Source organism: Parapedobacter composti (genome assembly GCF_900112315.1).
GTDB classification, from domain to species: Bacteria; Bacteroidota; Bacteroidia; order Sphingobacteriales; family Sphingobacteriaceae; genus Parapedobacter; species Parapedobacter composti.
The window spans coordinates 110,509-132,615 of record NZ_FOLL01000006.1; the positions used below are offsets into that span (position 1 = coordinate 110,509).

The 22,107-nt window shown below is 48.8% G+C and carries 23 protein-coding genes and 1 tRNA gene; 12 read left to right on the plus strand and 12 right to left on the minus strand.

Features of this window, described 5'->3' with window-relative positions; translation table 11 throughout:
• Positions 1-1,944 carry a 30S ribosomal protein S1 gene (gene rpsA / locus BM030_RS08535; protein WP_090973172.1) on the minus strand — a complete coding sequence of 648 codons (1,944 nt, stop codon included), beginning with the start codon at positions 1,942-1,944 and terminating at the stop codon, positions 1-3.
• Between the two features lie 212 nt (positions 1,945-2,156).
• Between rpsA and BM030_RS08540 the strand changes: the two genes are divergently transcribed.
• Positions 2,157-3,077 (plus strand): OmpA family protein, encoded by a 921-nt coding sequence (locus BM030_RS08540; protein ID WP_090973173.1) that lies wholly within the window; start codon positions 2,157-2,159, stop codon positions 3,075-3,077.
• A gap of 76 nt (positions 3,078-3,153) precedes the next feature.
• Here BM030_RS08540 and BM030_RS08545 read toward each other — a convergent pair whose 3' ends face one another.
• From BM030_RS08545 to BM030_RS08560, 4 genes are read right to left on the minus strand one after another with little or no spacing between them, the layout of a single operon-like run.
• Entirely contained in the window at positions 3,154-4,131 is a 978-nt protein-coding gene (locus BM030_RS08545) for a YihY/virulence factor BrkB family protein (protein WP_090973174.1), read from the minus strand.
• 2 nt (positions 4,132-4,133) lie between these two features.
• Positions 4,134-4,541 carry an acyl-CoA thioesterase gene (locus BM030_RS08550; RefSeq protein ID WP_090973175.1) on the minus strand — a complete coding sequence of 136 codons (408 nt, stop codon included), beginning with the start codon at positions 4,539-4,541 and terminating at the stop codon, positions 4,134-4,136.
• The gene (gene mltG / locus BM030_RS08555) at positions 4,541-5,587 is read right to left on the minus strand and encodes an endolytic transglycosylase MltG (RefSeq protein WP_090973176.1); all 1,047 of its coding nucleotides are present in this window, start codon (positions 5,585-5,587) and stop codon (positions 4,541-4,543) included. Before mltG ends, BM030_RS08550 begins: the two co-directional genes overlap by 1 nt.
• Before the next feature lie 52 nt (positions 5,588-5,639).
• Complete coding sequence (locus BM030_RS08560) at positions 5,640-6,398, minus strand: PASTA domain-containing protein (protein ID WP_090973177.1); 759 nt, start codon at positions 6,396-6,398, stop codon at positions 5,640-5,642.
• 150 nt (positions 6,399-6,548) lie between these two features.
• Here BM030_RS08560 and BM030_RS08565 point away from each other — a divergent pair, with 150 nt between their 5' ends.
• The gene (locus BM030_RS08565) at positions 6,549-7,547 is read left to right on the plus strand and encodes a D-alanine--D-alanine ligase (RefSeq protein ID WP_090973178.1); all 999 of its coding nucleotides are present in this window, start codon (positions 6,549-6,551) and stop codon (positions 7,545-7,547) included.
• Positions 7,548-7,564: 17 nt separating this feature from the next.
• On the opposite strand, the gene BM030_RS08570 is transcribed toward BM030_RS08565, so the two are convergent.
• Positions 7,565-8,686, minus strand: a complete 1,122-nt coding sequence (locus tag BM030_RS08570) for an MBL fold metallo-hydrolase (RefSeq protein ID WP_211657559.1) — start codon at positions 8,684-8,686, stop codon at positions 7,565-7,567.
• 102 nt (positions 8,687-8,788) lie between these two features.
• Positions 8,789-9,616 (minus strand): alpha/beta fold hydrolase, encoded by an 828-nt coding sequence (locus BM030_RS08575; RefSeq protein WP_090973179.1) that lies wholly within the window; start codon positions 9,614-9,616, stop codon positions 8,789-8,791.
• A gap of 160 nt (positions 9,617-9,776) precedes the next feature.
• Here BM030_RS08575 and BM030_RS08585 point away from each other — a divergent pair.
• From BM030_RS08585 to obgE, 3 genes are all read left to right on the plus strand, one after another.
• Positions 9,777-9,850 (plus strand) — tRNA-Arg (locus BM030_RS08585).
• A 63-nt stretch (positions 9,851-9,913) separates the two neighbouring features.
• Positions 9,914-10,504 (plus strand): adenylate kinase, encoded by a 591-nt coding sequence (locus tag BM030_RS08590; protein WP_090973181.1) that lies wholly within the window; start codon positions 9,914-9,916, stop codon positions 10,502-10,504.
• An 18-nt stretch (positions 10,505-10,522) separates the two neighbouring features.
• The gene (gene obgE / locus BM030_RS08595; RefSeq protein ID WP_090973182.1) at positions 10,523-11,521 is read left to right on the plus strand and encodes a GTPase ObgE; all 999 of its coding nucleotides are present in this window, start codon (positions 10,523-10,525) and stop codon (positions 11,519-11,521) included.
• On the opposite strand, the gene BM030_RS08600 is transcribed toward obgE, so the two are convergent.
• Genes BM030_RS08600 through panB form a run of 3 tightly spaced genes read right to left on the minus strand, consistent with a single transcriptional unit; the run spans position 11,511 to position 14,943 of the window.
• The gene (locus BM030_RS08600) at positions 11,511-12,578 is read right to left on the minus strand and encodes a mechanosensitive ion channel family protein (RefSeq protein WP_211657560.1); all 1,068 of its coding nucleotides are present in this window, start codon (positions 12,576-12,578) and stop codon (positions 11,511-11,513) included. The genes obgE and BM030_RS08600 overlap by 11 nt on opposite strands.
• Before the next feature lie 42 nt (positions 12,579-12,620).
• Positions 12,621-14,093: a S10 family peptidase gene (locus BM030_RS08605; RefSeq protein WP_090973261.1), complete on the minus strand. Its 1,473-nt coding sequence runs from the start codon at positions 14,091-14,093 to the stop codon at positions 12,621-12,623.
• A gap of 34 nt (positions 14,094-14,127) precedes the next feature.
• Positions 14,128-14,943: a 3-methyl-2-oxobutanoate hydroxymethyltransferase gene (gene panB / locus BM030_RS08610; protein ID WP_090973184.1), complete on the minus strand. Its 816-nt coding sequence runs from the start codon at positions 14,941-14,943 to the stop codon at positions 14,128-14,130.
• Between the two features lie 140 nt (positions 14,944-15,083).
• Between panB and BM030_RS08615 the strand changes: the two genes are divergently transcribed.
• From BM030_RS08615 to BM030_RS08645, 7 genes are all read left to right on the plus strand, one after another.
• Positions 15,084-15,908: a universal stress protein gene (locus tag BM030_RS08615; protein WP_090973185.1), complete on the plus strand. Its 825-nt coding sequence runs from the start codon at positions 15,084-15,086 to the stop codon at positions 15,906-15,908.
• 96 nt (positions 15,909-16,004) lie between these two features.
• The gene (gene prpB, locus BM030_RS08620) at positions 16,005-16,925 is read left to right on the plus strand and encodes a methylisocitrate lyase (protein ID WP_090973186.1); all 921 of its coding nucleotides are present in this window, start codon (positions 16,005-16,007) and stop codon (positions 16,923-16,925) included.
• A 4-nt stretch (positions 16,926-16,929) separates the two neighbouring features.
• On the plus strand, positions 16,930-18,087 hold the full coding sequence (gene prpC / locus BM030_RS08625) for a bifunctional 2-methylcitrate synthase/citrate synthase (RefSeq protein WP_090973187.1): 1,158 nt from the start codon (positions 16,930-16,932) through the stop codon (positions 18,085-18,087).
• Positions 18,088-18,189: 102 nt separating this feature from the next.
• A complete protein-coding gene (locus BM030_RS08630; protein ID WP_090973188.1) occupies positions 18,190-19,644 on the plus strand; it encodes a bifunctional 2-methylcitrate dehydratase/aconitate hydratase in 1,455 nt (484 codons plus the stop codon).
• Between the two features lie 38 nt (positions 19,645-19,682).
• Complete coding sequence (locus BM030_RS08635; RefSeq protein ID WP_090973189.1) at positions 19,683-20,378, plus strand: RluA family pseudouridine synthase; 696 nt, start codon at positions 19,683-19,685, stop codon at positions 20,376-20,378.
• Positions 20,379-20,431: 53 nt separating this feature from the next.
• Positions 20,432-20,710 carry a hypothetical protein gene (locus BM030_RS08640; RefSeq protein WP_090973190.1) on the plus strand — a complete coding sequence of 93 codons (279 nt, stop codon included), beginning with the start codon at positions 20,432-20,434 and terminating at the stop codon, positions 20,708-20,710.
• Positions 20,711-20,832: 122 nt separating this feature from the next.
• Positions 20,833-21,153, plus strand: coding sequence for a DUF983 domain-containing protein (locus BM030_RS08645; RefSeq protein ID WP_317615105.1), 321 nt, complete (start codon positions 20,833-20,835; stop codon positions 21,151-21,153).
• Between the two features lie 17 nt (positions 21,154-21,170).
• Here BM030_RS08645 and rfbC read toward each other — a convergent pair whose 3' ends face one another.
• Positions 21,171-21,716: a dTDP-4-dehydrorhamnose 3,5-epimerase gene (rfbC, locus tag BM030_RS08650; protein ID WP_090973192.1), complete on the minus strand. Its 546-nt coding sequence runs from the start codon at positions 21,714-21,716 to the stop codon at positions 21,171-21,173.
• A 4-nt stretch (positions 21,717-21,720) separates the two neighbouring features.
• Complete coding sequence (locus BM030_RS08655) at positions 21,721-22,014, minus strand: DUF4286 family protein (RefSeq protein WP_090973193.1); 294 nt, start codon at positions 22,012-22,014, stop codon at positions 21,721-21,723.
• Between the last annotated feature and the right edge of the window lie 93 nt (positions 22,015-22,107).

Here is a 22,107-nt window from a genome sequence, read left to right on the forward strand (position 1 = left end):
TTATTTTTTCGCTTTCTTTCCGCTTTCTTCGTCTTCCAGCTGTTCTTTCAGTTGGGCGAGTACGTCAAGGTCACCCAAGGTAGACTTCTCAACAGACTCTTTTACTTTCTTCACAGCGGTGGAAGCGGCTTTTGCTTCCTTCTTGCGGTTATTGAATTCTTCCATCCGTGCTTCAGCGCGTTGATCTTCCCAGATACGGGAGTGCGAAATAACCACACGTTTGTTTTCTTTGTTGAATTCAATGATTTTGAAGTCGGAAGTTTCGTCCAGTTTCAATACGCTGCCATCTTCTTTTACGCTGTGCTTGGCCGGGCAGAACCCTTCCACGCCATACGGAAGTGCAACAATATTGCCTTTTTCGCCGACTTTAATAACCGTTCCCTGATGGATGGAATCCAGCGTGAATATGGTTTCGAATGTATCCCATGGATTTTCTTCCAATTGCTTGTGACCCAAGCTCAGTTTGCGGTTTTCCTCGTCAAGTTCCAGCACTACCACTTCCAGCTCTTCGCCTACTTTGGTGAATTCGTTGGGGTGATTGATTTTCTTAGACCAGGAAAGGTCCGAAATATGAATCAAACCGTCGATACCCTCTTCTAGTTCAACAAATACGCCGAAGTTAGTCATATTCTTTACGACCGCTTTTTGCTTAGAACCAATAGGATAACGATCCGCAATATTCTTCCAGGGATCCGGAGTCAGTTGTTTAATGCCGAGGCTCATCTTGCGCTCGTCGCGATCAAGCGTCAGAATAACCGCTTCAACCTCATCGCCCACTTTCAGGAATTCCTGTGGACTGCGCAGATTTTGCGACCAAGACATTTCCGATACGTGTATCAGGCCTTCTACGCCCGGGGTGATTTCGAGGAATGCACCATAGTCTGCTACGGTTACGATTTTGCCTTTTACCTTTGAACCAACTTCCAACGACGTATCCAGGGATTCCCAAGGATGTTCGGTCAGTTGTTTTAAGCCCAGCGCTATACGTTTTTTCTCATCATCAAAATCCAAGACCACTACGTTGACGGTTTGGTCAAGCTGCAATACTTCCCGTGGGTGCTCAATGCGGCCCCAAGAAATATCGGTGATGTGCAACAGGCCGTCTACACCTCCCAAATCAATGAACACACCGAAATCGGTGATATTCTTGACAGTACCTTCCAATACTTGTCCTTTCTCGAGTTTGGAAACGATTTCTGATTTTTGGTTTTCTAAATCGTCCTCGATAAGTACTTTATGTGATACAACTACATTCTTGAATTCATGGTTGATTTTCACCACCTTGAATTCCATAGTTTTGCCCACGTAGATGTCGTAATCGCGGATAGGTTTAATGTCGATCTGTGAACCCGGTAAGAATGCCTCTACACCCTTGATGTCAACGATGAGTCCTCCTTTGGTCCGGCTTTTCACAAAACCTGTTATAATGGTGTCGTTTTCAAGTGCTTCATTGATCTCTTCCCATGATTTCTGGGTCTTGGCACGCTTACGTGAAAGCACCAACTGACCATTGGCGTCTTCCTGTGATTCAACGAAAACGTCTACCACATCGCCCACTTTCAGATCAGGGGTGTCACGGAATTCAGAAAGGGATACCAAACCGTCCGACTTGAAACCGATGTTCAGCACCACATCTTTGTTGTTGATGGAAACCACTGTGCCTTGCACGATCTCCCCTTTGTTGACGGAATTGAACGTGCCGGCGTAGAGGTTTTCCAGTTTAGCGCGCTCTTCGTCGCTGTAATTGCCGAAACCTTTTTCATCCTTGTCCCAGTCAAAATCATCCTCAGGGGTGTTCCAAGCATTCGATTTGATTTCATCGATAAACGTCGAATCGGCTTCCGACTCGATGTTTTCCTTCTCCTTCACCAAGGTGTCCTCGGCGTCATGGAGTTCAGCTTTTTTTGCTGCCAGTTCCTTTTCTGCTTCTTGTTTTTTTGCCATTAATTCATTTGTCTCCTTTTTCCCGATTTTTATCAGGACTGCAAAGGTATGAAAAACTTTTATTTATAGGGAGTTATTATTTCAAATTTAATGATGAGCATGGTGGCGATGCGGGTGACATTCGGTGCGCGCTGTGTTTTGCTGTGTGAAAGTTTGGCATCAAGTTGGCATATCATATAATTAATTAGGTTGATGAACAAAGGAGGATTGTTATGAAACGAATATGGATATATGGGGTCGCCATTATGCTTGCGCTCCCTTTCACGCAAGGATGCGTAAGCAACAAAAAATATCAATCATTGCAAACGGAATACAACGAAATGCAGACGAGAGAACAGGAGCTGAATAAACGCTATCAGGAGGCTCAACAAAAACTTTCGTCAACGACCACCAGAGTAAGTGGCCTGGAGGATCAGATTGCATCGGAAAGGGCCAATGTCAAAGCGTTACAGGATGCCCTGGATAAGTGTTTAGCTTCGTCGAATCAAGGCAATGTGAATATTTCCAAGCTTGTGGATGAGATAAATGCGTCGAATCGGTATATCCAGCACTTGGTTAACGCCAAGAACCGGAGCGACTCACTTAATATGGTGCTGACCAACCGTTTAACCCGTTCGCTCAGCCGAGAGGAGATGCGAGACGTAGATGTGCAAGTGTTGAAAGGTGTTGTATATATTTCGCTTTCCGATAATATGCTATATAAATCAGGTAGCTACGAGATCTCAGAAAGAGCAGGGGAGACCCTTAGCAAGATTGCCAAAATCATCATGGATTACAAGGATTATGATGTGCTGGTGGAAGGTAATACCGATAATGTGCCCATCTCCAAGCCAAATATCCGAAATAACTGGGATTTAAGTGTTTTGCGAGGGTCCTCGGTAGTGCAGGCATTGCAAAACGAATACGGAGTAGACCCCAGGCGGCTCACTGCCGCTGGCCGGGGTGAATATAATACGATTGCTGACAATGCTACCGAAAGCGGGAGAGCTCGCAACCGCCGCACGCAGATTATCATTACCCCCAAGCTGGATCAGTTTATGGAACTCATAGATAAAGCGCCGGAAGGCGGGGGCAATGATCAGGATTCAGCAGCAGCATCTACCGTACCAGCAGACACGTTACGCATGCAATAGCGTCCTACGATTATATTTCGATTGCCCGACGGGTAGCGGCCCAAGGCTGTTTACTCCCCGGGCAACCGAATAAAACTCATCCGGCATCGGCCTTCGGGTTTTTAAAGGTGTTGAATGCCCGCGGACGTACAATTTTTATGCTCTGTTTGGATAATGCGATCGCGGCATTCAACTCGAAACCCACCAGTAGAATCAAGGAATTGAGGTAAAGCCAGATCATGATAACGATTAATGTTCCGATAGAACCGTAAAGTTTGTTGTAAGCATTGAAGTTATTGATGTAAAAGGCAAAACCTGAAAACGTAAGAATAGCCAGGATAGTGGCCAGCATGGCGCCCGGACTAAAGAGCCGCCATCTGCGCGACGAGGCGGGACCGAATTTATATAATATACTTACCGTGAAAAAATAGATGCCGAACAGGATGAACCAGCGCGCTGCGGCAATTATGAATCGCCAAAATGAAGCGTTGATTGTTATATTCTCTCTAAGGTACCCTACAATGTAACCCGCAAGGGTGAAGATGGTCATACCTATGGTAAGCGCGATGATGATCATCAACGTCAGACCGACAGCAACAAGCCGCTGATGCCCCCAGGAACGGCTTTCGGCAATCAAAGAGGCCTTGTTAAAGGCCAACATCAACGAACTTACCCCATTGGTGGCAAAAAACGTAGCCAAGATGAAACCAATGGAGAGTAAGCCGCTGTTCTGGTTCTTGACAATATCTTCTAAGGTCGATTCAACAGTCAGGAATGCATTTTCAGGCATCACCACTTCCATGAAATCAAGCAACTGTTCCTGAAAATTAGCTATGGGGATGTAAGGAATAAGTGTAAAGAGGAAAATAATGCCGGGAAAAATGGCCAGCATAAAATTATAGGCCAATGAGGATGCTTTGTTAAGAATTGATTCCCGGGCAATTTCCTGAAAGAAAAACGTAGCTACTGTATAGAGCGGCAATGAACCAAACCCTGGCAGCACCACGGCCTTGCTCCATTCGATAAACAGCCAATAGGGCTTGAATTTCAATAACGTACGGTGAGCCCAACCCATTGTCAATTAAAATACGTATGCAACCGTTCCAGAAAACCCGCGGGTGCCATGCAGGGCTTGTTGCGCTTCATGTCGACAAAAACCAGCTGTGTATAACCGGTATTGATTAACTCGCCTCCCGGATTAAACAACTCGTATTCAAACTTGATTTTAACGGCGGGTTTTTCCCGAAGATGTACCCTTACGGTGATTTCTTCATCATACCGTGCAGGTTTCAAATACTTGCAGCGGAGCTCCATTACGGGTAGCATGATGCCGCTGTCTTCGAGTGCTTTGTATGAAAATCCGAGACTCCGGAACAATTCTACACGGCCTACTTCATAATAAGTGGCATAATTGCCGTAATAGACATATCCCATTTGATCGGTTTCAGCATAGCGGACTCTCACTTTTGTTTCAAAGGTATACATTAGCGCATGATGTTTCGTTCGTTCAGTGCCTGCTGGAATTTACGTGCATTCCTGTTGTGTTCAGCCTGCGTAACGGCGAAGTTATGATAACCCGAGAAGTCGTCTTTGGCTACCATATAGATATAATCGTGACGCTCGTGATTCAACACAGCATCGATGGAAGCGATGCTGGGCATCATGATAGGACCGGGCGGCAGGCCGCGGTATAAGTATGTGTTATACGGTGAATCTGTACGGAGATGCCGGTAAAGCACACGCCTGATCGTGAAATCTCCGGTCGCGAAAATGACAGTGGGATCGGCTTGCAACAGCATTCCCTTTCGTAGCCGGTTGAGGTACAGGCCGGCTATGGTGGGCATTTCATCGGTGTGCAGTGCTTCGCCCTTTACGATAGCGGCTAATATGCTCACTTGCTGTGGTGTCAGGTTCAGTTCAGCGGCTTTTTCCCGGCGTTGCGTATTCCAGAACCGTTGGTATTCTTCGTGCATCCTTTCCACAAAGCGTTCAGGGGAGGTGTTCCAGTAAAACTCATAGGTGTTGGGGATGAACATGCTGAAGAAATTTTCAGTGTCAAACCCGTATCCCGCAGCGATACTGTCGTTATTCAATACATCAATGAAAGCGATGGAATCCGGCTCAAGCTGGCTGGCCAGTATCGCAGCGAAATGCTCCTTTAGCCTTACATTTTCGAAACGGAGTTTGACGGGTTCCTGCATTCCCCCTCCCAATTTGTTGAGCAACGTACGGTTGTTCATGCCCGGTTCCAGTTTATATTTTCCGGGTTTCACACGGTTCGGATATTCCATCTTGTTCGCCGCCCAGCGAAAAGAAGCAGTGTCGTCTACGATATGGAGTTCGCCGATACTGGTCATTACATCTTCAAAATCCCAATGTGTGTAAACATACAGGTATTCTTCTTCGGCAGTGACATTCGGCGCAAAAAGCCCTTTGTAATAGCGATAAGCGATAATGCCACCTATGGCAATCGCGATGGCAGCGATGATGAACAGTATCCTGAATAGCGCCTTTTTTCTTCTTTTTTCCATTTATTGATTCTTTTCCTCACTAACCGTTAACATGAGGTGACTGATGTTTCCGTTATTGGTTGGCCAATGCAACATTCACGGGGGAGCCGATGCTTACGTTGGGATCATCAGGCGTAGGCGTCTGTGAGACCACCACGGCACTGGTACTGTCGGCAACCAACCCCATATAGTTAACGGTTCCCAAAGTCAGCGAAGCGCCCTTCAATGCGAAACGCACTTCAGAAAGAGTAAGTCCGGTCAGGTCGGGTACCGGAACTTCGTTAGCTCCCCTGCCGTCGCCCAGCACGAGATCTATTGTCGATCCTTTCGGTATAGGACGCCCTGCATTCAGCTTTTCCCCTCCGAATTTGACATCGAGTACCACATCTTTAGCAATATCGGGGATATAGGTGGTGTCGCCCAGTTTAAGGCCATAGCTATTCAGGACGGCCTTAGCCTCTACGAAAGTTTTTTCTATAAGTTCAGGAAACGCGACTTCGGGAGCTGTGCGCGTAATAATGGTTAAATAAAGTGTGCGGTTTTTCTTCACTTTGGTGTCTGGATCGGGGTCCTGCTCGATAACCAGGCCCGGCCTGGCATCCATCTGGTATACCGAATCTACTTCATATTGAAAGCCTTGGGCTTCTAATTTTTTTATGGCATCATCAATTACCAGCCCTTTAAGCTGCGGCACGGGAACCGACTCGTTATGCCGGGTATAATGGCGCAGGCCGAATATGATGATAAGGAAGAAAACGGTTAAGCCGATCAGCGCGGCGATAAGGTTTTTTCTAAAGGCATCTGTCCTTAGGTACTGGAAAAATTTAACCATGTCGAATTGTATAATGTCAGCGCTAAAGCTAAATACGGTTTGTCTGTGTTCAGCAATATTAGCGCCACAATTTTTACTCCGTAATTAAAACGGAAGATAGGGACAAAATTATTCGTTTTTCCGTGCATCGCAAATTATATTTGCCGAATCATGAAGAGAACGATAGCTTTAGTCACCGGAGGATACACAGGTGAGTCCGAGGTCTCGCTGAAAAGCGCTGAATTTGTCTATCAGCAGCTTGATAAGTCAGCATACGATATTTATACGATTGTCATCACCGTTGACAGTTGGTTCCATGTAGCCGATAATGGTGTCAAATACGTGGTTAACCGGGACGACTTCAGCTTACCGATAGACGGGCGCGTGGTCCGGTTTGATGCGGCTTTCATCATGCTGCACGGGTCGCCCGGCGAAGATGGCCGGCTTCAAGGCTATTTTGATATGGTCGGGCTTCCGTATACTTCATGTGATGCGCTTACTTCGGCGTTGACCATGAACAAAGCCTATACAAAAGCCGTGTTGGCGGGCATTCCGGATCTGTACCTGGCCAACTCGGTGCAGCTGTTTGATTCGCAGCGGGCTGAGGCTGCCGAACTTGTACGGCAGGCATTGTCTCTTCCATATTTCGTGAAACCCAATGCTGGAGGGAGTAGTATCGGCATGACTAAAGTGAAGACGGCGGATGAATTGCCCGCAGCCATCGAAAAAGCATTCTCTGCCGAGAATACGGGCAAGCAAGTCATCGTGGAGGAATTTGTGGAAGGCAGAGAATTTTCTGTAGGCGTATACCGCCGTGCTGCCGGCCTGTTTGTATTACCAGCCACAGAGGTAATTACTACGCGTGAATTTTTTGATTTTGAAGCCAAGTATATGCCTGGCCAAACGGAAGAGATAACCCCTGCAGCGCTGACGACGGAGCAGCGGAACCGGGTGGAGCTGCTGGTCAAAGCGATTTACACGCGCCTTAATTGCAAAGGCATGGTGCGTGTCGATTTTTTCCTTGAACGGCATACGGATAATTTTTATTTCATTGAAATCAATACGGTGCCAGGGCAGACGGCACAAAGCTTTATCCCGCAACAGGTACGGGCTGCGGGAATGACGGAAACTGCATTTTACGGCGAGCTTATCGAGTCGGCATTGACTTGACACTCGGTACGGTAGAACTACTCTTTAGCTTCCCACCACCGCTCGAATACCTGGGTACTATCATTGAGATATACCGGTTGCCCGATCTTGGGAGTCAAGAGGGGTAGGCCTATGTGTTTGTTGGCTTGGGTAATGCGGGTCAGCGGTTCATTCCATGCATGCATGGCCAGGGCAAACTTGGAGTGGTGTACAGGCAGCACCCGTTTGGTGCCCAAATCGCGGGCTGCGTCAAGTACCTGCTCCGGAAGCGTATGAATATATATCCAGTAAGGATGGTACTGCCCGTTTTCAAGGATAGTCAAATCGAAAGGGCCATACTTTTTCCCGATGTCAGCAAAATGCCTTCCGTAACCACTGTCGCCGCCAATAAAAATACGGCCCGATGGGCTTTCCAGCACAAAAGAAGCCCATAGTGTGCCGTTGCGTTTAAAACCCCTGCCCGAGAAATGCCGTGCGGGCGTGGCGCGCAGGGTGAAGCCGTCGGTCAGCGCGGTGGCTTCATGCCAGTCCAGCTCAGTGATTTTTCCGGGCGGATATCCCCAATGTTCAAGATGTGCTCCCACTCCCAACGGACAGATAACGCGGCCTACGTTGTGCTGTAGCTTTTTTACGGTCGGATAATCAAGGTGATCCCAATGATCGTGTGTGATAATCAGCACGTCGATGGCAGGCATGTCTTCAGCGTTGTAGCCGGTAGTTCCCCGGAAGCTTTTCGTGGTAAATGCCACGGGAGAAGCATGCCCATTGAAAACGGGATCCACCAAAAACCGAACGCCGCCCATTTGAAGGAAATAAGAAGAATGCCCAAACCACACTAACACGTCGGTATGCATATCCAGCGCTTGGAGGTCGGTTTTGATATTTGGAACCGGGTTTGTTGGAACCTGGTCCAGTGTCTTATTAAATATAAAATTCCATAGTACGGTGGTCATATTAACCCCTTCCGCTAAGTCGGGCGTAGCTTCCAGGTTATGGAACTTCCCGTTCTTGTAATTGGGTGAGGCTTGTATCCGTTCCAGCCGCTTGCCTGTGGGGGCTTTGCCAAACTGCGGTTGCCTCATGAATATTATTACGGTGATGACCAGCGCTGCGCAGATGATAACGAACGATATCAGCATTAGTTTAATGAATTTTTTCATGCCGCTGTGAGGACGTGAAGGAAAGTGCCAAAGCTAACCATCCTGCACCAGCCATCCAGCATAAGCTGCTGATTTTACACTATTTTGACCAAGAATGACGATTTAGATCTGAGCTAACAGTGCGTTCATCTCGTTATTGAACAGGTCGGGAGCTTCCAGATTAGGAAGGTGTCCGCATTCGGGGATTTCAACGTAGGTGGCGCCGGGTATGTTTGATACTAAGATATCCGCCTGTTCTTTGGTCGTTATCCGATCTTCGGTGCCCCGGATGACCAGTGTAGGAACGGTAATGTCTTTCAGGCTTTCCGTGGTATCGGTCCGCGAAGCCAATGCAAGCAGTGTGGCACAGATGCTGCTTTCTGTATTTCGCCGGATACTGCTCTTTATCAGATCTACGGCTGCCGTATTTTCGGTTAAGCTACGTTGCGAAAAGACATTATTGACAAAGCCGATGGAAAAGGCCCGTTTGCCATGTTTCAAGACGGATTGGATGCTGTCAAAACGTTTGATTTTGGCATCGTTATCGTCAGCCAAGGAATTCGTGTCGCTCAGTATAAGCGCTGAAAATACCTCCGGCTGCAGTTGATACGTGCGCAAGGCGATATATCCACCCATAGACACACCGCATAAAACCGATTGGTGTATCTCCAGTTTCCGCAGAAATACCAAGAGGTCCTTTGCAAATACATCCACACTGAAAAAGCCGTGTCCTGCTGTACTGTTGCCATGGCCCCTCACATCCACGGCGATGCCCGTGACATCGGCCGGCAACGCCTCCAGTTGGGGTAGCCACATGTTCTTATTGAAAGGGAACCCGTGTATAAACACCACGGTTTTGCTGGAAGAAACACCTTCGTGTATAAGGTAACTGATACTGATGTCGCCGATACGGATACGTTTCCGTTTAAGTAGGTTTTTATTGTATTTCATATATGAGTTTGTAACAACAAAAGAAGCGGATAAGTTTTGCTTCTTTAAAAGTAATAAAATGAGGGGACTACAGCAATTTCTTTTCCGAAAGCTGTTTTTTTCTAAAAATATTTTCGGTTATATCGATCAAGTTTCTATCTTTGCAGACCGATTCAGGAATGCGCTTGTAGCTTAATTGGATAGAGCATCTGACTACGGATCAGAAGGTTAGGGGTTCGACTCCCTTCAAGCGCACATGTTTTACCCATATAGCCTAATCAAATTGCCGGTTAGGCTATTGTTTTTTACACATATATTATGCTGAACCTCGTTTTGTTTGGCCCTCCGGGAGCAGGGAAGGGCACCCAATCACAGAAACTTATTGATGAATACCAGTTGGTGCATATTTCGACAGGTGATTTGTTCCGGGCACACATCAGTAATCAGACAGAGCTCGGCCAGCGGGTAAGTAAACTGATTGCAGAGGGCGAGTTGGTGCCAGACTCCATTACCATCGCTATGCTGGAAGAAGAGATCGATAAAAATCCGGATGCCAGGGGCTTCATATTTGACGGTTTTCCGCGTACCGTGGCGCAAGCCGAAGCGTTGGATAGCTTCTTGGAATCGAAAGGTACGGACATTACCGGCGTTATTGCGCTTGATGTAAACGAGGAAGAGTTAACCGACCGAATTGCCAAGCGAAAAGCCGTCAGCAACCGGGTGGATGATGATAGCGAGAAATTGAAAAAGCGGATAGCAGAATATTTCGATAAAACGATTCATGTACTCCCTTACTACGAGAAGCAGGGTAAATTGAAGAAAGTGGATGGCATCGGAGAAATTGGAGTCATTTTTGAGGAAATCAAAGGGATTATTGACGGCTTAAAGGTAAGTCAGTCCAAAGGTTAATCCGTGATCCGTTAAGAAATGCCTCAGGGGTCGAATTTCGTCGATTATGTAAAGGTTTGTTGTCGTTCGGGCCGAGGGGGTGCCGGAGCGGTACACCTACACCGCGATAGGTTTACATCAAAGGGCGGACCCGATGGCGGCGACGGCGGCAGGGGAGGGCACATCATCTTAAAAGGGAATGCGCAGTTGTGGACCTTGCTGCACTTAAAATACCGCAAACATATTATCGCTGAAGATGGGCAGCCCGGCGGAAGCGCCCTTAAACATGGTGCTAATGGGAAAGACGAAGTGTTGGAGGTTCCGCTTGGCACCGTGGCACGAAACGCAGCCACCAATGAAATCCTATTCGAGATTACGGAAGATAATGAAACGCGGGTAATAACGCCCGGAGGCCGCGGTGGACTGGGAAACTGGCATTTCAAAAGTCCCACACAGCAGACGCCACGGTTTGCTCAGCCAGGGGAACCGGGACGGGAAGAGTGGATTATCCTTGAATTGAAGGTCCTTGCCGACGTGGGGCTTGTGGGATTTCCCAATGCAGGTAAATCTACCTTACTTTCTGTAGTCACTGCCGCAAAACCTGAAATCGCTGATTATCCGTTTACAACGCTGGTGCCCAATCTGGGTATCGTTTCTTACCGAGACAATAAGTCGTTCGTCATGGCCGATATTCCGGGGATTATTGAAGGTGCCTCGGAGGGAAAAGGACTGGGACACCGTTTTTTACGCCATATTGAGCGTAATTCAGTGCTGCTCTTTATGGTGCCCGCCGATACCAACCGGACCATCGCTGCTGAATATGAGATATTGTTGAATGAACTTGCCGCTTTTAACCCCGAACTGAAAGATAAACCCCGGATTCTTGCCGTTACCAAATCCGATTTATTGGATGACGAGCTTCAGCAAGAAATGGCAGCGGAAATCCCCCGCGGTATCCCGCATGTGTTTATTTCGTCTGTTTCAGGTAAAAATATCCAGCAGCTGAAAGACCTTATCTGGCAGGTCATCAATGGATAACCGTGGGTGCCGTTCTGGGGGTGGGTGACTGCATAATAATCTGCTGCGTTGGATATGCGAACTGTATATCCTCCCGTTCAAATGCATCATAGATATACAGGTTTATTTGCTGGTTGATATCCATATACTTGTTGTAGTTGTCGCTCAGTACAAAATATACCACTTCAAATATCAGGCTATATTCCCCATACGACATAAAATGTGCCCGGTCGAAGCGGGTTTCGGGTTGGCTGGTAATTGCTTCCTGAATAATCAATGGGATTTTAGTCAGCTTTTCTTTGGAAGTATCATATGTAACGCCGAGGGTAAACACAATACGTCGTTGTTGTAGCCGCTTGAAATTGTGGAGGCGCGAGTTCGTCAAATCGGTATTGGAAAATACCAGCTGCTCTCCGGTAAGTGCCCTGATTCTGGTGGTCTTGATGCCGATGGCTTCGACGGATCCACTCTTATCTTCCACCACAACAAAGTCGCCTACCTCAAATGGCCGGTCAAAGAAGAGTACGAAATAGTTAAATAAGTCGGCTATGATATTTTGGGTGGCCAGCGCAATGGCAATGCCACCGATGCCAAGGCCGGTGAGGAGGGTTGCTACGTTATAACCTAGGTTGCTTATGAAAAACAAGATGGCCATAATCCATATTAACGCTGAAAGAATCAACGTCACACCTTTCATTTGTTGCATACTGCTTTCGCCCCGACCTTTACGCTTCAGGTAATTCCCCAGCAAATAGCGGATGGAAAAGATAATCAGCCGGGTAACAAGAAACGTCCAAAGCAGCATTGCTGCCACATCCAGCGCGCGGTTAAGAAACGGCGGAAGGATAAGGCTTTTCAAAGTGAAGTAGAAAACGGCAAAATAAAGCAAGGGTAATATGGCTGTGCTGAGTCCATGAACGAGGAAGTCATCGAAAGTTGTATCGGATTTTTTGACCATCCGGCTAAGCCATTCCAGGATGGAGCGCTTAAAAAGCCGGATTACCAGTATGCCCAATACGATAATGCCGGCAGCAATAAGATAAGATTGCAGTGTGTTTTCGAAGATCACCTTTTCCATACCGGAGGTAACACACATTCCCCCGGAATTGTTGGCAGGAGATTAATACTTCGCTGGGGTTCCCTTTGCGGGGATACTGGATCGGATAAAATTCCGGATATCCTCGTTGCCTTTCTCCAGGTCTTCTTTACGGAGATACATCATGTGGCCGCTGCGGTACGCCATAAAGTGCATGCGTTTTTGCAGTTTGCCCGAGGGGTCCAGCTGCCACAAGTTATACTTCGCGCTGAAATAATCGCATGCCCCGTCGTAGTAGCCGGATTGTACCATCACATGGAGATAGGGGTTCTGAGCCATTGCCTGGCGTAGGTTTTCACCGGTGCGGTCGTTACTTCTATCCCACGGATGCACAGGTCCGAACATGTTGTATTTAACATCAGTTTGGAATTTCAAGTCGTTTCGCATATAGTGGTTGATTGCCGGAGTGAACGCATGCAACCACGCTGTAAGCTCCGCATTGAAATCCGGGCGTTCGCCCCCGTCCCTGCGGTCTATGCCCAGGTACCGGGAATCCAGTCGGCCAATGGTGTAACCGCTGTCGCGGAGCAGCTCCTTCCAGAACAGGGATGTAGCGATGTCAAGGTTATTCTGGAGAATCACCTTTTCGGAAAGACCTGAATAGCGGGCCATCTTGGTAGCCATGGCCTGTTTTTCAACTGGGCTGAGCGCCCCGCCTTTTACAAGTGCGGGTAGAAATTCGCTTACCGTAAACTGCTCTACCTCCGGCAATATTTCGGTAAGATCCTTCCGCTGCAGGTCGGCCGGTAGTTTCCCGTGATACCAAGCCGTTGCAGCAAAATAAGGAAGCCGCAACGCCATATCCACCGGGCCGTCACGCCGGATGCCCAGATCTGTCGGTGAAACAAGGATGACGCCATTGAGATACATCCATTGGCTGTTTTGAAGTTCCAATGCAAGCCCCGCCACACGAGTTGTGCCATAGCTTTCGCCGATAAGGTATTTAGGCGATAGCCAGCGGTTCCGGCGGTTAACAAACGTGCTGAGCCATTCGGCCAGGTATTTAATATCGGCGTTAACGCCAAAGAAAACCGATTTGTCAACCGATTCATCCAGTATCCGGGAGTATCCGGTGTTAACGGGATTGACAAATACGATGTCTGCAATATCCAATATTGAATACGGGTTCTTTTTGATGCCGTAAGGTTGGACGGGGTATCCTTCATCGTCAATTTCCAGCAATGTTGGCCCCGTGTAAGCAATCTGCATCCATACCGATGCAGAACCAGGCCCTCCGTTGAATGAAATCACCAGCGGACGGGAAGAGCGGTCGTCAATTCCGTCGCGCTCGTAATACGTATAGTCAACCGTAGCAATTGCTTTGCCTGTGTCGTTCCAAACGGGCTGGGTGCCTTTATAAGCTGTGTAACTGAAACGCTGACCCTTGACCGAGATTTCGTGCTTTGTTACCACAGCCGTGTCTGCGGGAATTTCCGGTTGGGCAAATAAACAAAAGATGTTCACGAGCGCAGCGGTGGAAGAAAGAAGATATCTCATAAGGTACCCCATAGCTAATTGATCATAACCGTTGTTAGTATTGTTCTTGATCATTAGGGAAGTCGGCCGCTTTCACATCCTGGATATACCGGCCCACGGCGTTACTGATGTCTTCGTATAGGTTAAGGTACTGCCGTAAGAATTTGGGTTTGAAACCTTTATTGATGCCAAGCATATCGTGTACCACCAGCACCTGTCCGTCGCAGCCGGCACCTGCACCTATGCCGATAGTGGGGATGTTAAGGTTTGCCGAGACCTCAGCAGCCAATACCGCCGGGATTTTTTCCAACACGATACCGAAACACCCGGCTTCTTCAAGCAATTGCGCATCCGCTCTCAGTTTATTGGCTTCGGCTTCATCCTTAGCCCTGACCGTGTAGGTTCCGAATTTGTATATTGACTGTGGTGTGAGGCCAAGATGGCCCATGACGGGGATTCCCGCATTTACGATACGCTGCACGGCCTCCTTGATTTCGGCTCCTCCTTCCACCTTTAATGCATGGGCGCCGGTTTCTTTCATCACCCGTACGGCAGCCTTCAGCGCATCGCTGCTGTCCCCCTGGTATGTGCCGAAGGGTAGATCTACCACTATTAGGGCCCGTTTGGCTGCGCGGACCACGGCCGAGGCATAGCATATCATTTCATCCAGCGTAATCGGTACCGTTGTCTCATATCCGGCCATGACGTTGGCGGCTGAGTCGCCAACAAGGATGATGTCAATGCCCGCGTCATCCAGAATACGGGCCATGGAATAATCATAACCGGTAAGTACCGCTATTTTTTCTCCGCGGGCTTTCATCTCGCGGATGGTATGGGTGGTTATGCGTTTGATTTCTTTATTTACAGACATAAGGCAAACGTAAGAAAAAAATCGCCAGCGGAGAGACCGCTAAAGTAGCTTTTTTATTTAACGCGGTTATAATTGCATAGCAATACAACTTTATCTAAGTTTGTTAACACAAAATTTGCCGTTTACTTGTAATTAAAGTCATGAAGACCATATTAGTACCCACAGATTTTTCGAAAAATGCGTTTGTGGCTGCCGAATATGCATGTGCATTGGCTAGCATAACAAACCAGAAAGTGCAATTGCTGCATGTCTATATCGCATTATATTCCGGTTATGGAGAGGGAGGCAACAGCGTTAAACAAATCAAATGGGCTGAGAGCGAATCCGTCAAGGCCATGAAAGAGCTCGTAGATTCCCTGAATAAGCAGTTTCCGGAGGTCGATATTGAGGGAGAGTGTGTGAAAGGGTTTATGATTGAAGTGGTTGCTGATAAGCTGAAAAAAGGTGGCGCTTCTTTGGTTGTGATGGGAACCAAAGGAGTCACAAACTTAACCGAGAGCCTTCTGGGAAGTACAACCTATGAGGTCATCAAGAAATCGCCGGTGCCGGTGTTGGTTGTACCCATGGATACCCCCGATTTCGCATTCGAACGTATCGGCTTTTTTACGGCGTATGACGATCACGAACTGGATGCGTTGCTGGCATTGCAGCAGACAGTGAACCTCCGGCCGCATTTATTGATGCTGCATTTTTGTAATGAGGGGGAAAAGGCACCCGATAAAGAGTTGACGCGCTGGGAGCGCAAGGTTGACGCAGCCTATCCGGATTGGAGTATTTCTTACCGGACAATACCGGTTGAGAAGACAGATATTAATGCGGTAACCCAGGCCGCGAAATCGGAAGCGTTAGACCTGTTGGTTTTTGCACGTCCGCAGAAATCGTTTTTCCAGAATATATTCATGCCAAGTTTAACCAAAGCCGTGGCGAACTATCCATCTATCCCTTCGTTGTTTATCAGCGTATGACCGGAAGCAGGCGGCAGGTTTCCTTGGCTCTGGGCACCGGCCGGATTTGGCTGATTGGGGGAGAATCTATATATTTACATCATTCACAAGCAAACCATGACAAACAGGGACGCAATAACCGCAGGCGCACGTTGGCATGCTGCCATGCGGGCCGAACGCCCGCTGCAGATTGCGGGAGCCATTAACGCCAACCATGCCTTGCTGGCCACAGCGGCGGGCTTCAAGGCGATATACCTGTCGGGCGGAGGAGTAGCTGCCGGGTCGCTTGGTGTGCCAGATCTGGGTATAGCCACGTTGCATGATGTGCTGATTGACGTGGAGCGTATCACTAACGTGTGCGATACACCGTTATTGGTGGATGTTGATACGGGATTTGGTCCTTCTGCGTTCAACGTCGCCCGTACGGTAAAGAGTTTGATTAAGGCGGGAGCCGCAGCACTGCATATGGAAGATCAGGTAGGTGCAAAGCGCTGCGGGCACCGGCCGAATAAAGAACTGGTGAGCAAAGACGAAATGGTGGATAGGTTGAAGGCTGCGGTAGACGCCCGTACCGACGATCAGTTTGCTGTGGGGGCGCGAACCGATGCGCTGGCCAACGAGGGGTTGGAGGCTACATTGGAACGGGCGGTCGCCTATGCTGAAGCCGGTGCCGATTTTATTTTTGCTGAAGCGGTTACCGAACTGGAGCAGTATCGGGCTTTTGCCGAAGCGACGGGACTTCCCGTGCTTGCCAATATTACGGAATTCGGCATGACACCGCTGTGGAGTGTCGATGAATTGGCAGACGCTGGTGTGGCTCTTGTGCTTTATCCGCTGTCGGCATTCCGTGCAGCCAATAAAGCGGCCCTGAATGTATACAGCCACATCCGTCAAGATGGTACGCAGCAGCATGTGCTGGATACCATGCAAACCCGGGCTGAACTATACGAGAGTATCGGTTACCATGCGTTTGAGGAAAAACTGGACGCGTTATACAACCGTGGACCGGTTGTGGGAGATGCTAACCGCTTAACTTAAAAATATGAGTGATATACATGGGAATACTGGCTTTAAGCCGAAAAAATCAGTGGCATTATCCGGAGTCGTCGCCGGTAACACGGCGTTATGTACCGTTGGACGGAGCGGCAACGATTTGCACTACAGGGGATATGATATTCTGGATTTGGCAGAGGGCGCACTGTTTGAGGAGGTGGCTTATTTGCTAATTCATGGGGTGCTGCCTACCGCAGTCCAATTGAATGCATATCAAGCTAAGCTGAGGTCGCTGCGCGGAATACCGCAAACGGCGATGCGCGTGCTCGAACAACTTCCCGCAGCGGCACACCCAATGGATGTGCTCCGTTCATATACAGCCGTACTTGGTACCCTGCTCCCGGAGAAAGAAGACCATGGTGCCCCAGGGGCACGGGACATCGCAGACAAGCTGCTGGCATCGTATTCCTCGGCTCTCTTATATTGGTATCATTACGCGCATAACGGCAAGCGTATAACAGTAGAAACCGATGATACATCCATCGGCGCGCATTTTCTCCACCTGTTACATGGTGAGGCGCCGTCAGAGGCTTGGAGTAAGGCCATGTCCATATCGCTTAACCTATATGCAGAACATGAGTTTAATGCGTCAACGTTTACAGGAAGGGTAATTGCCGGTACCGGATCGGATATCTACTCTTGCATCACAGGCAGTATCGGTGCATTGCGGGGGCCAAAACATGGCGGCGCGAATGAGGTGGCTTATGAAATACTTAGCCGGTATGCCGGCGCTGATGAAGCCGTGGCCGACATTAAGCGGCGCCTGGAGCGGAAAGAGGTAATCATCGGCTTCGGGCATCCGGTTTACACGGTCTCAGACCCCCGCAACGTGGTAATCAAGAAAGTAGCCAGGCAGCTTTCGGAAGAAGCAGGAAACCTCGCTTTGTTTAATATCGCGGAGCGACTGGAAGCGCTGATGTGGGAAGAAAAAAAGATGTTTCCCAATTTGGATTGGTTTTCGGCGGTATCCTATCACCTGATGGGTATTCCGACAGCTTTTTTTACTCCTCTTTTTGTTATCGCCCGGGTTACGGGGTGGAGCGCTCATGTCATTGAACAGCGGCAGGACGGCAAGATTATACGGCCGAGTGCAAATTACATCGGGCCCGAACCAAGAAATTTTGTCCCGATACACGATAGGGGCTAAGTTCAGACGCTAAGCCGGGTTTGAATCATAGCAGTCAATTAACGATAGCTCGGGTGTATCATTATGCCTGGGCAGAATAAAATATAAACATCAGATTAAACAATGTCATCATTCATCTCCAATGAACGTCCGGAACCGGATAAGGTTATCGCCGACATCGTAGACTACACCCTTACTTATGAAATTACCAGTGAACTGGCCTTTCGGACCGCCCATTACTGCCTGCTGGATACCCTGGGCTGCGGATTCGAGGCACTTACTTATCCTGCCTGTACCAAGCTGCTCGGACCGGTAGTCAGCGGTACTGTTGTTCCTCATGGCGCTAAAGTGCCGGGAACATCTTATCAGCTTGACCCCATACATGCCGCTTTTAATATCGGGACCATGGTTCGCTGGCTAGATTTCAATGATACCTGGTTGGCTGCTGAATGGGGACATCCATCCGATAACCTCGGTGGGATACTGGCGACGGCCGACTGGCTGTCCCGTACGGCAGTGGCGGGCGGTAAGCCGCCGTTAACTATGCGCAGCGTGCTGGACGCCATGATACGGGCTCATGAGATCCAAGGGGTAATGGCACTGGAAAATTCGTTCAATAAGGTAGGGCTTGATCATGTTATCCTGGTGAAGCTCGCATCCACTGCGGTGGTGGGCAGACTGCTCGGCCTCACGCGCGATGAGCTTATCAATGCTGTATCGTTGGTGTTTGTTGATGGTCATCCCTTGCGTACCTACAGGCATGCACCCAATACGGGCAGTCGTAAGTCCTGGGCTGCGGGCGATGCCACCTCAAGGGCGGTACGGCTGGCGCTGATTGCCAGAACCGGTGAAATGGGCTATCCATCGGTGCTTACCGCCCCGAAATGGGGGTTCTATGATGTGCTGTTCCGAGGCGATAGTTTCAGGTTCCAGCGCGAATATGGCTCATACGTTATGGAAAACGTGTTGTTTAAAATATCGTTTCCGGCTGAGTTTCATGCGCAGACCGCTGTAGAAGCAGCCATGCTGCTGCACGGCAAGCTTGCCGAATCGGGCAAAAGCGCGGCCGATATCCAGCATATCCGTATCCGGACGCACGAGGCAGCTATCCGTATTATCGATAAAAAGGGACCTTTGCACAATCCGGCCGACCGGGACCATTGCATTCAATACATGGTTGCCGTACCGTTGATATTCGGCCGGCTCACCGCTGCTGATTATGAAGACAGGGTGGCAGCCGATCCCCGTGTCGACACACTGCGCGCAAAAATGGAAACGGAGGAAGATCCGCAGTTTACAAGCGATTATCATGATCCGGAAAAACGTTCCATCGCAAATGGCCTTACAGTGACGCTGTCAGACGGCACAGTCTTAGACGAAGTGGTGGTCGAATACCCTATCGGGCACATGCGGCGCCGGGATGAAGGGATTCCGGCATTGTTGGAAAAATACCGGACCAACGTTCGCCGGATATTTTCAGCAAAACAGGAAAGCCGGATTCTGGAAGCGTCGATGGACATGGATAGGTTGGGTGCTATGGCCGTGAATGAATTCGTAGACTTGCTGGTCACCCCTTAAACCGTTATCTTTGTACTGTAAAGTGAAGTTACGGAATTATGCCTATTACCGACAACGACGTCATCTACGAAGACAACCATCTGCTTGCCATCAATAAACGTGCGGGATACCTGGTGCAGGCTGATACGGGAAATGACGAATCCATGGAACAGATGGTCAATACCTACCTTACCCGGAAGTACAGCAAGCCCAATGGAGCTTTCGTGGGTGTAGTGCACCGGCTCGATCGCCCGGTAAGCGGGTTGATATTGTTTGCGAAGACCAGTAAGGGACTGGAGCGCATGCAGCAGATATTCAGGGATAGGGAAATCAAAAAGACCTATTGGGCTGTGGTCCGCAACCCGCCAGAGGTAGTGGAAAAGAAATTGGTAAATTGGCTGTCGCGTGACCGCACGCAGAACATAACTAAAGTTCACCAAGAAGCTGCGGATGGCCGTGTATATGCGGAACTGTCCTATAAGCTGATCGGCCAGATAGACGGTTATTACCTGCTGGAGGTCTATCCGCTGACCGGGCGGACACACCAGATACGTGCACAACTGGCTTCCATTGGTTGCCCCATCGTGGGGGATCACAAATATGGCTATCCGAGGGGAAGTTTACGGCGGACCATTTGCCTGCATGCCCGAAAATTGGAGTTTGTGCACCCCATCAAGAAAGAAACCGTTGTTTTGTATGCCGAACTGCCCAAGGATGGTTTTTGGGATCGTTTTGAAGTATTCAATATCAGGTAGGCGTAAAACATAATATATTCGTGAAAGCTAAGCTTTTTCGTTATTTTTGTGTCATGAATACGATGAAGCAGTTTTTGGCAGCGATAAGTATGGCTATGCTATTGCTCATGGCCATGCCCGATAGCGCCTCTGCGCAGTGTTCCATGTGTTCGCTCACTGCAGAGAATGCTACGAATCACGGCAACACACAGGGGAAGGGGCTGAATAAGGGTATTCTGTTTTTGCTGGCCATTCCCTACGCGGCCGCACTGGGAATCGGGATACTCTGGTACAAACGGTTCCGCGGCAAGAAGACGGTCAACGTCGATAATGATCCGATTGTATTGAATTAGCCTTCCGTAAGGCATTTTCCTTTTCTATGGCTGCTGTACATACTTCCAGAACAAAAGCGGTGCTCACTTCCAGGTGTCCGAAATGCCGGATAGGGAAAATGTTCGTGGGAAATACTTATGGATTGACAAAGCAACGCATGAATGATGTGTGTCCGCACTGTGGCTTTCGTTTTGAAATAGAGCCCGGCTATTTCTACGCCGCGATGTACGTAAGTTATGCGATGTCCGTTGCTCAGGTAGTCATTGCCGGCTTGCTGACCTATCAGTTTACCAGGAGTGAATCGCCCTGGGTGTATCTTGCCGTGCTGATGGCCGCCATTTTAATCTTTGCCCCCTTCAACTTCCGGTATTCACGGCTAATCCTACTGCATTACCTGACACCCAAGGTGAAATATGATCCCAAATATGAGGATGAACTGGATGATGCTGGCTTAAAAGGCTGAATGCCCCGCGCCCATTCTCAGAAAGGGTTGCTTATTTCCTTTAACAGCGGCAGTTGTCTGTCTTTTGCGGAAATGATAAATTCATCGTGGCGCAGTGGCCACTCGATTGCCAGTTCGGGGTCGTCCCAGCGCACTCCCAGTTCACCACTTTTGTCATAAAACCCCGTTACCTTATAAGCAAACAGCGTATCGTCTTCCAGCGCCAGGAATCCGTGCAAAAAGCCTGGGGGTATCCATAGCGATTTGGCGTTTTCGCCATCAAGTATGATGGAAAAGTGTTTGCCATAGGTGCTCGATGATTTCCGGATATCCACCGCTACATCGAACACACGGCCCCGCAATACCCGTACAAGCTTGCCCTGCGCGTTGTCTCCCGCTTGTGCATGCATGCCACGTAGCACCCCTCGGTGGGAGTAAGACAGGTTGTCCTGAACAAAGCCGGAGATGCCATGTGTACTGAAAGGTTTTTCGTTATAAGTTTCGATGAAAAAGCCGCGTTCGTCTTTCCAGATCTGTGGTTCGATAACGACCAGGCCGGGTATGGGTGTGGGTACGAAATTCATGCCGTTAGTCGTTAAGGTATTTCATAATGCTGTCAAAAAATAATACCTTGCCCGGATATGTGTCAGTTAAGGCTTGGATAGCTGTTAGGTGATGTTTCTGAAAAGCCGTTATCTCCGGCCTGTCTTGGGTAACCAACTGGATGCAATACGTGGTGCCCTCATGGGGCGAATCAAGCATTTCCAACAACCGGGCAGGCGTTTCGTCATTGCGTTGTGTGGCAAGCTGCATCTGGATGTGCTGCTTCACTGCGGCCTCAACGCCGTTTTCTGCAATGACGGTGACGTTATATAGATACATGGCGCGAAGATAAACAATCTGCCGTAAACTGACGAGACCTTATGGGCCGTCCGCTGTTTTAGTGACATGTAAAATTAAGGTTGCATAATCGGC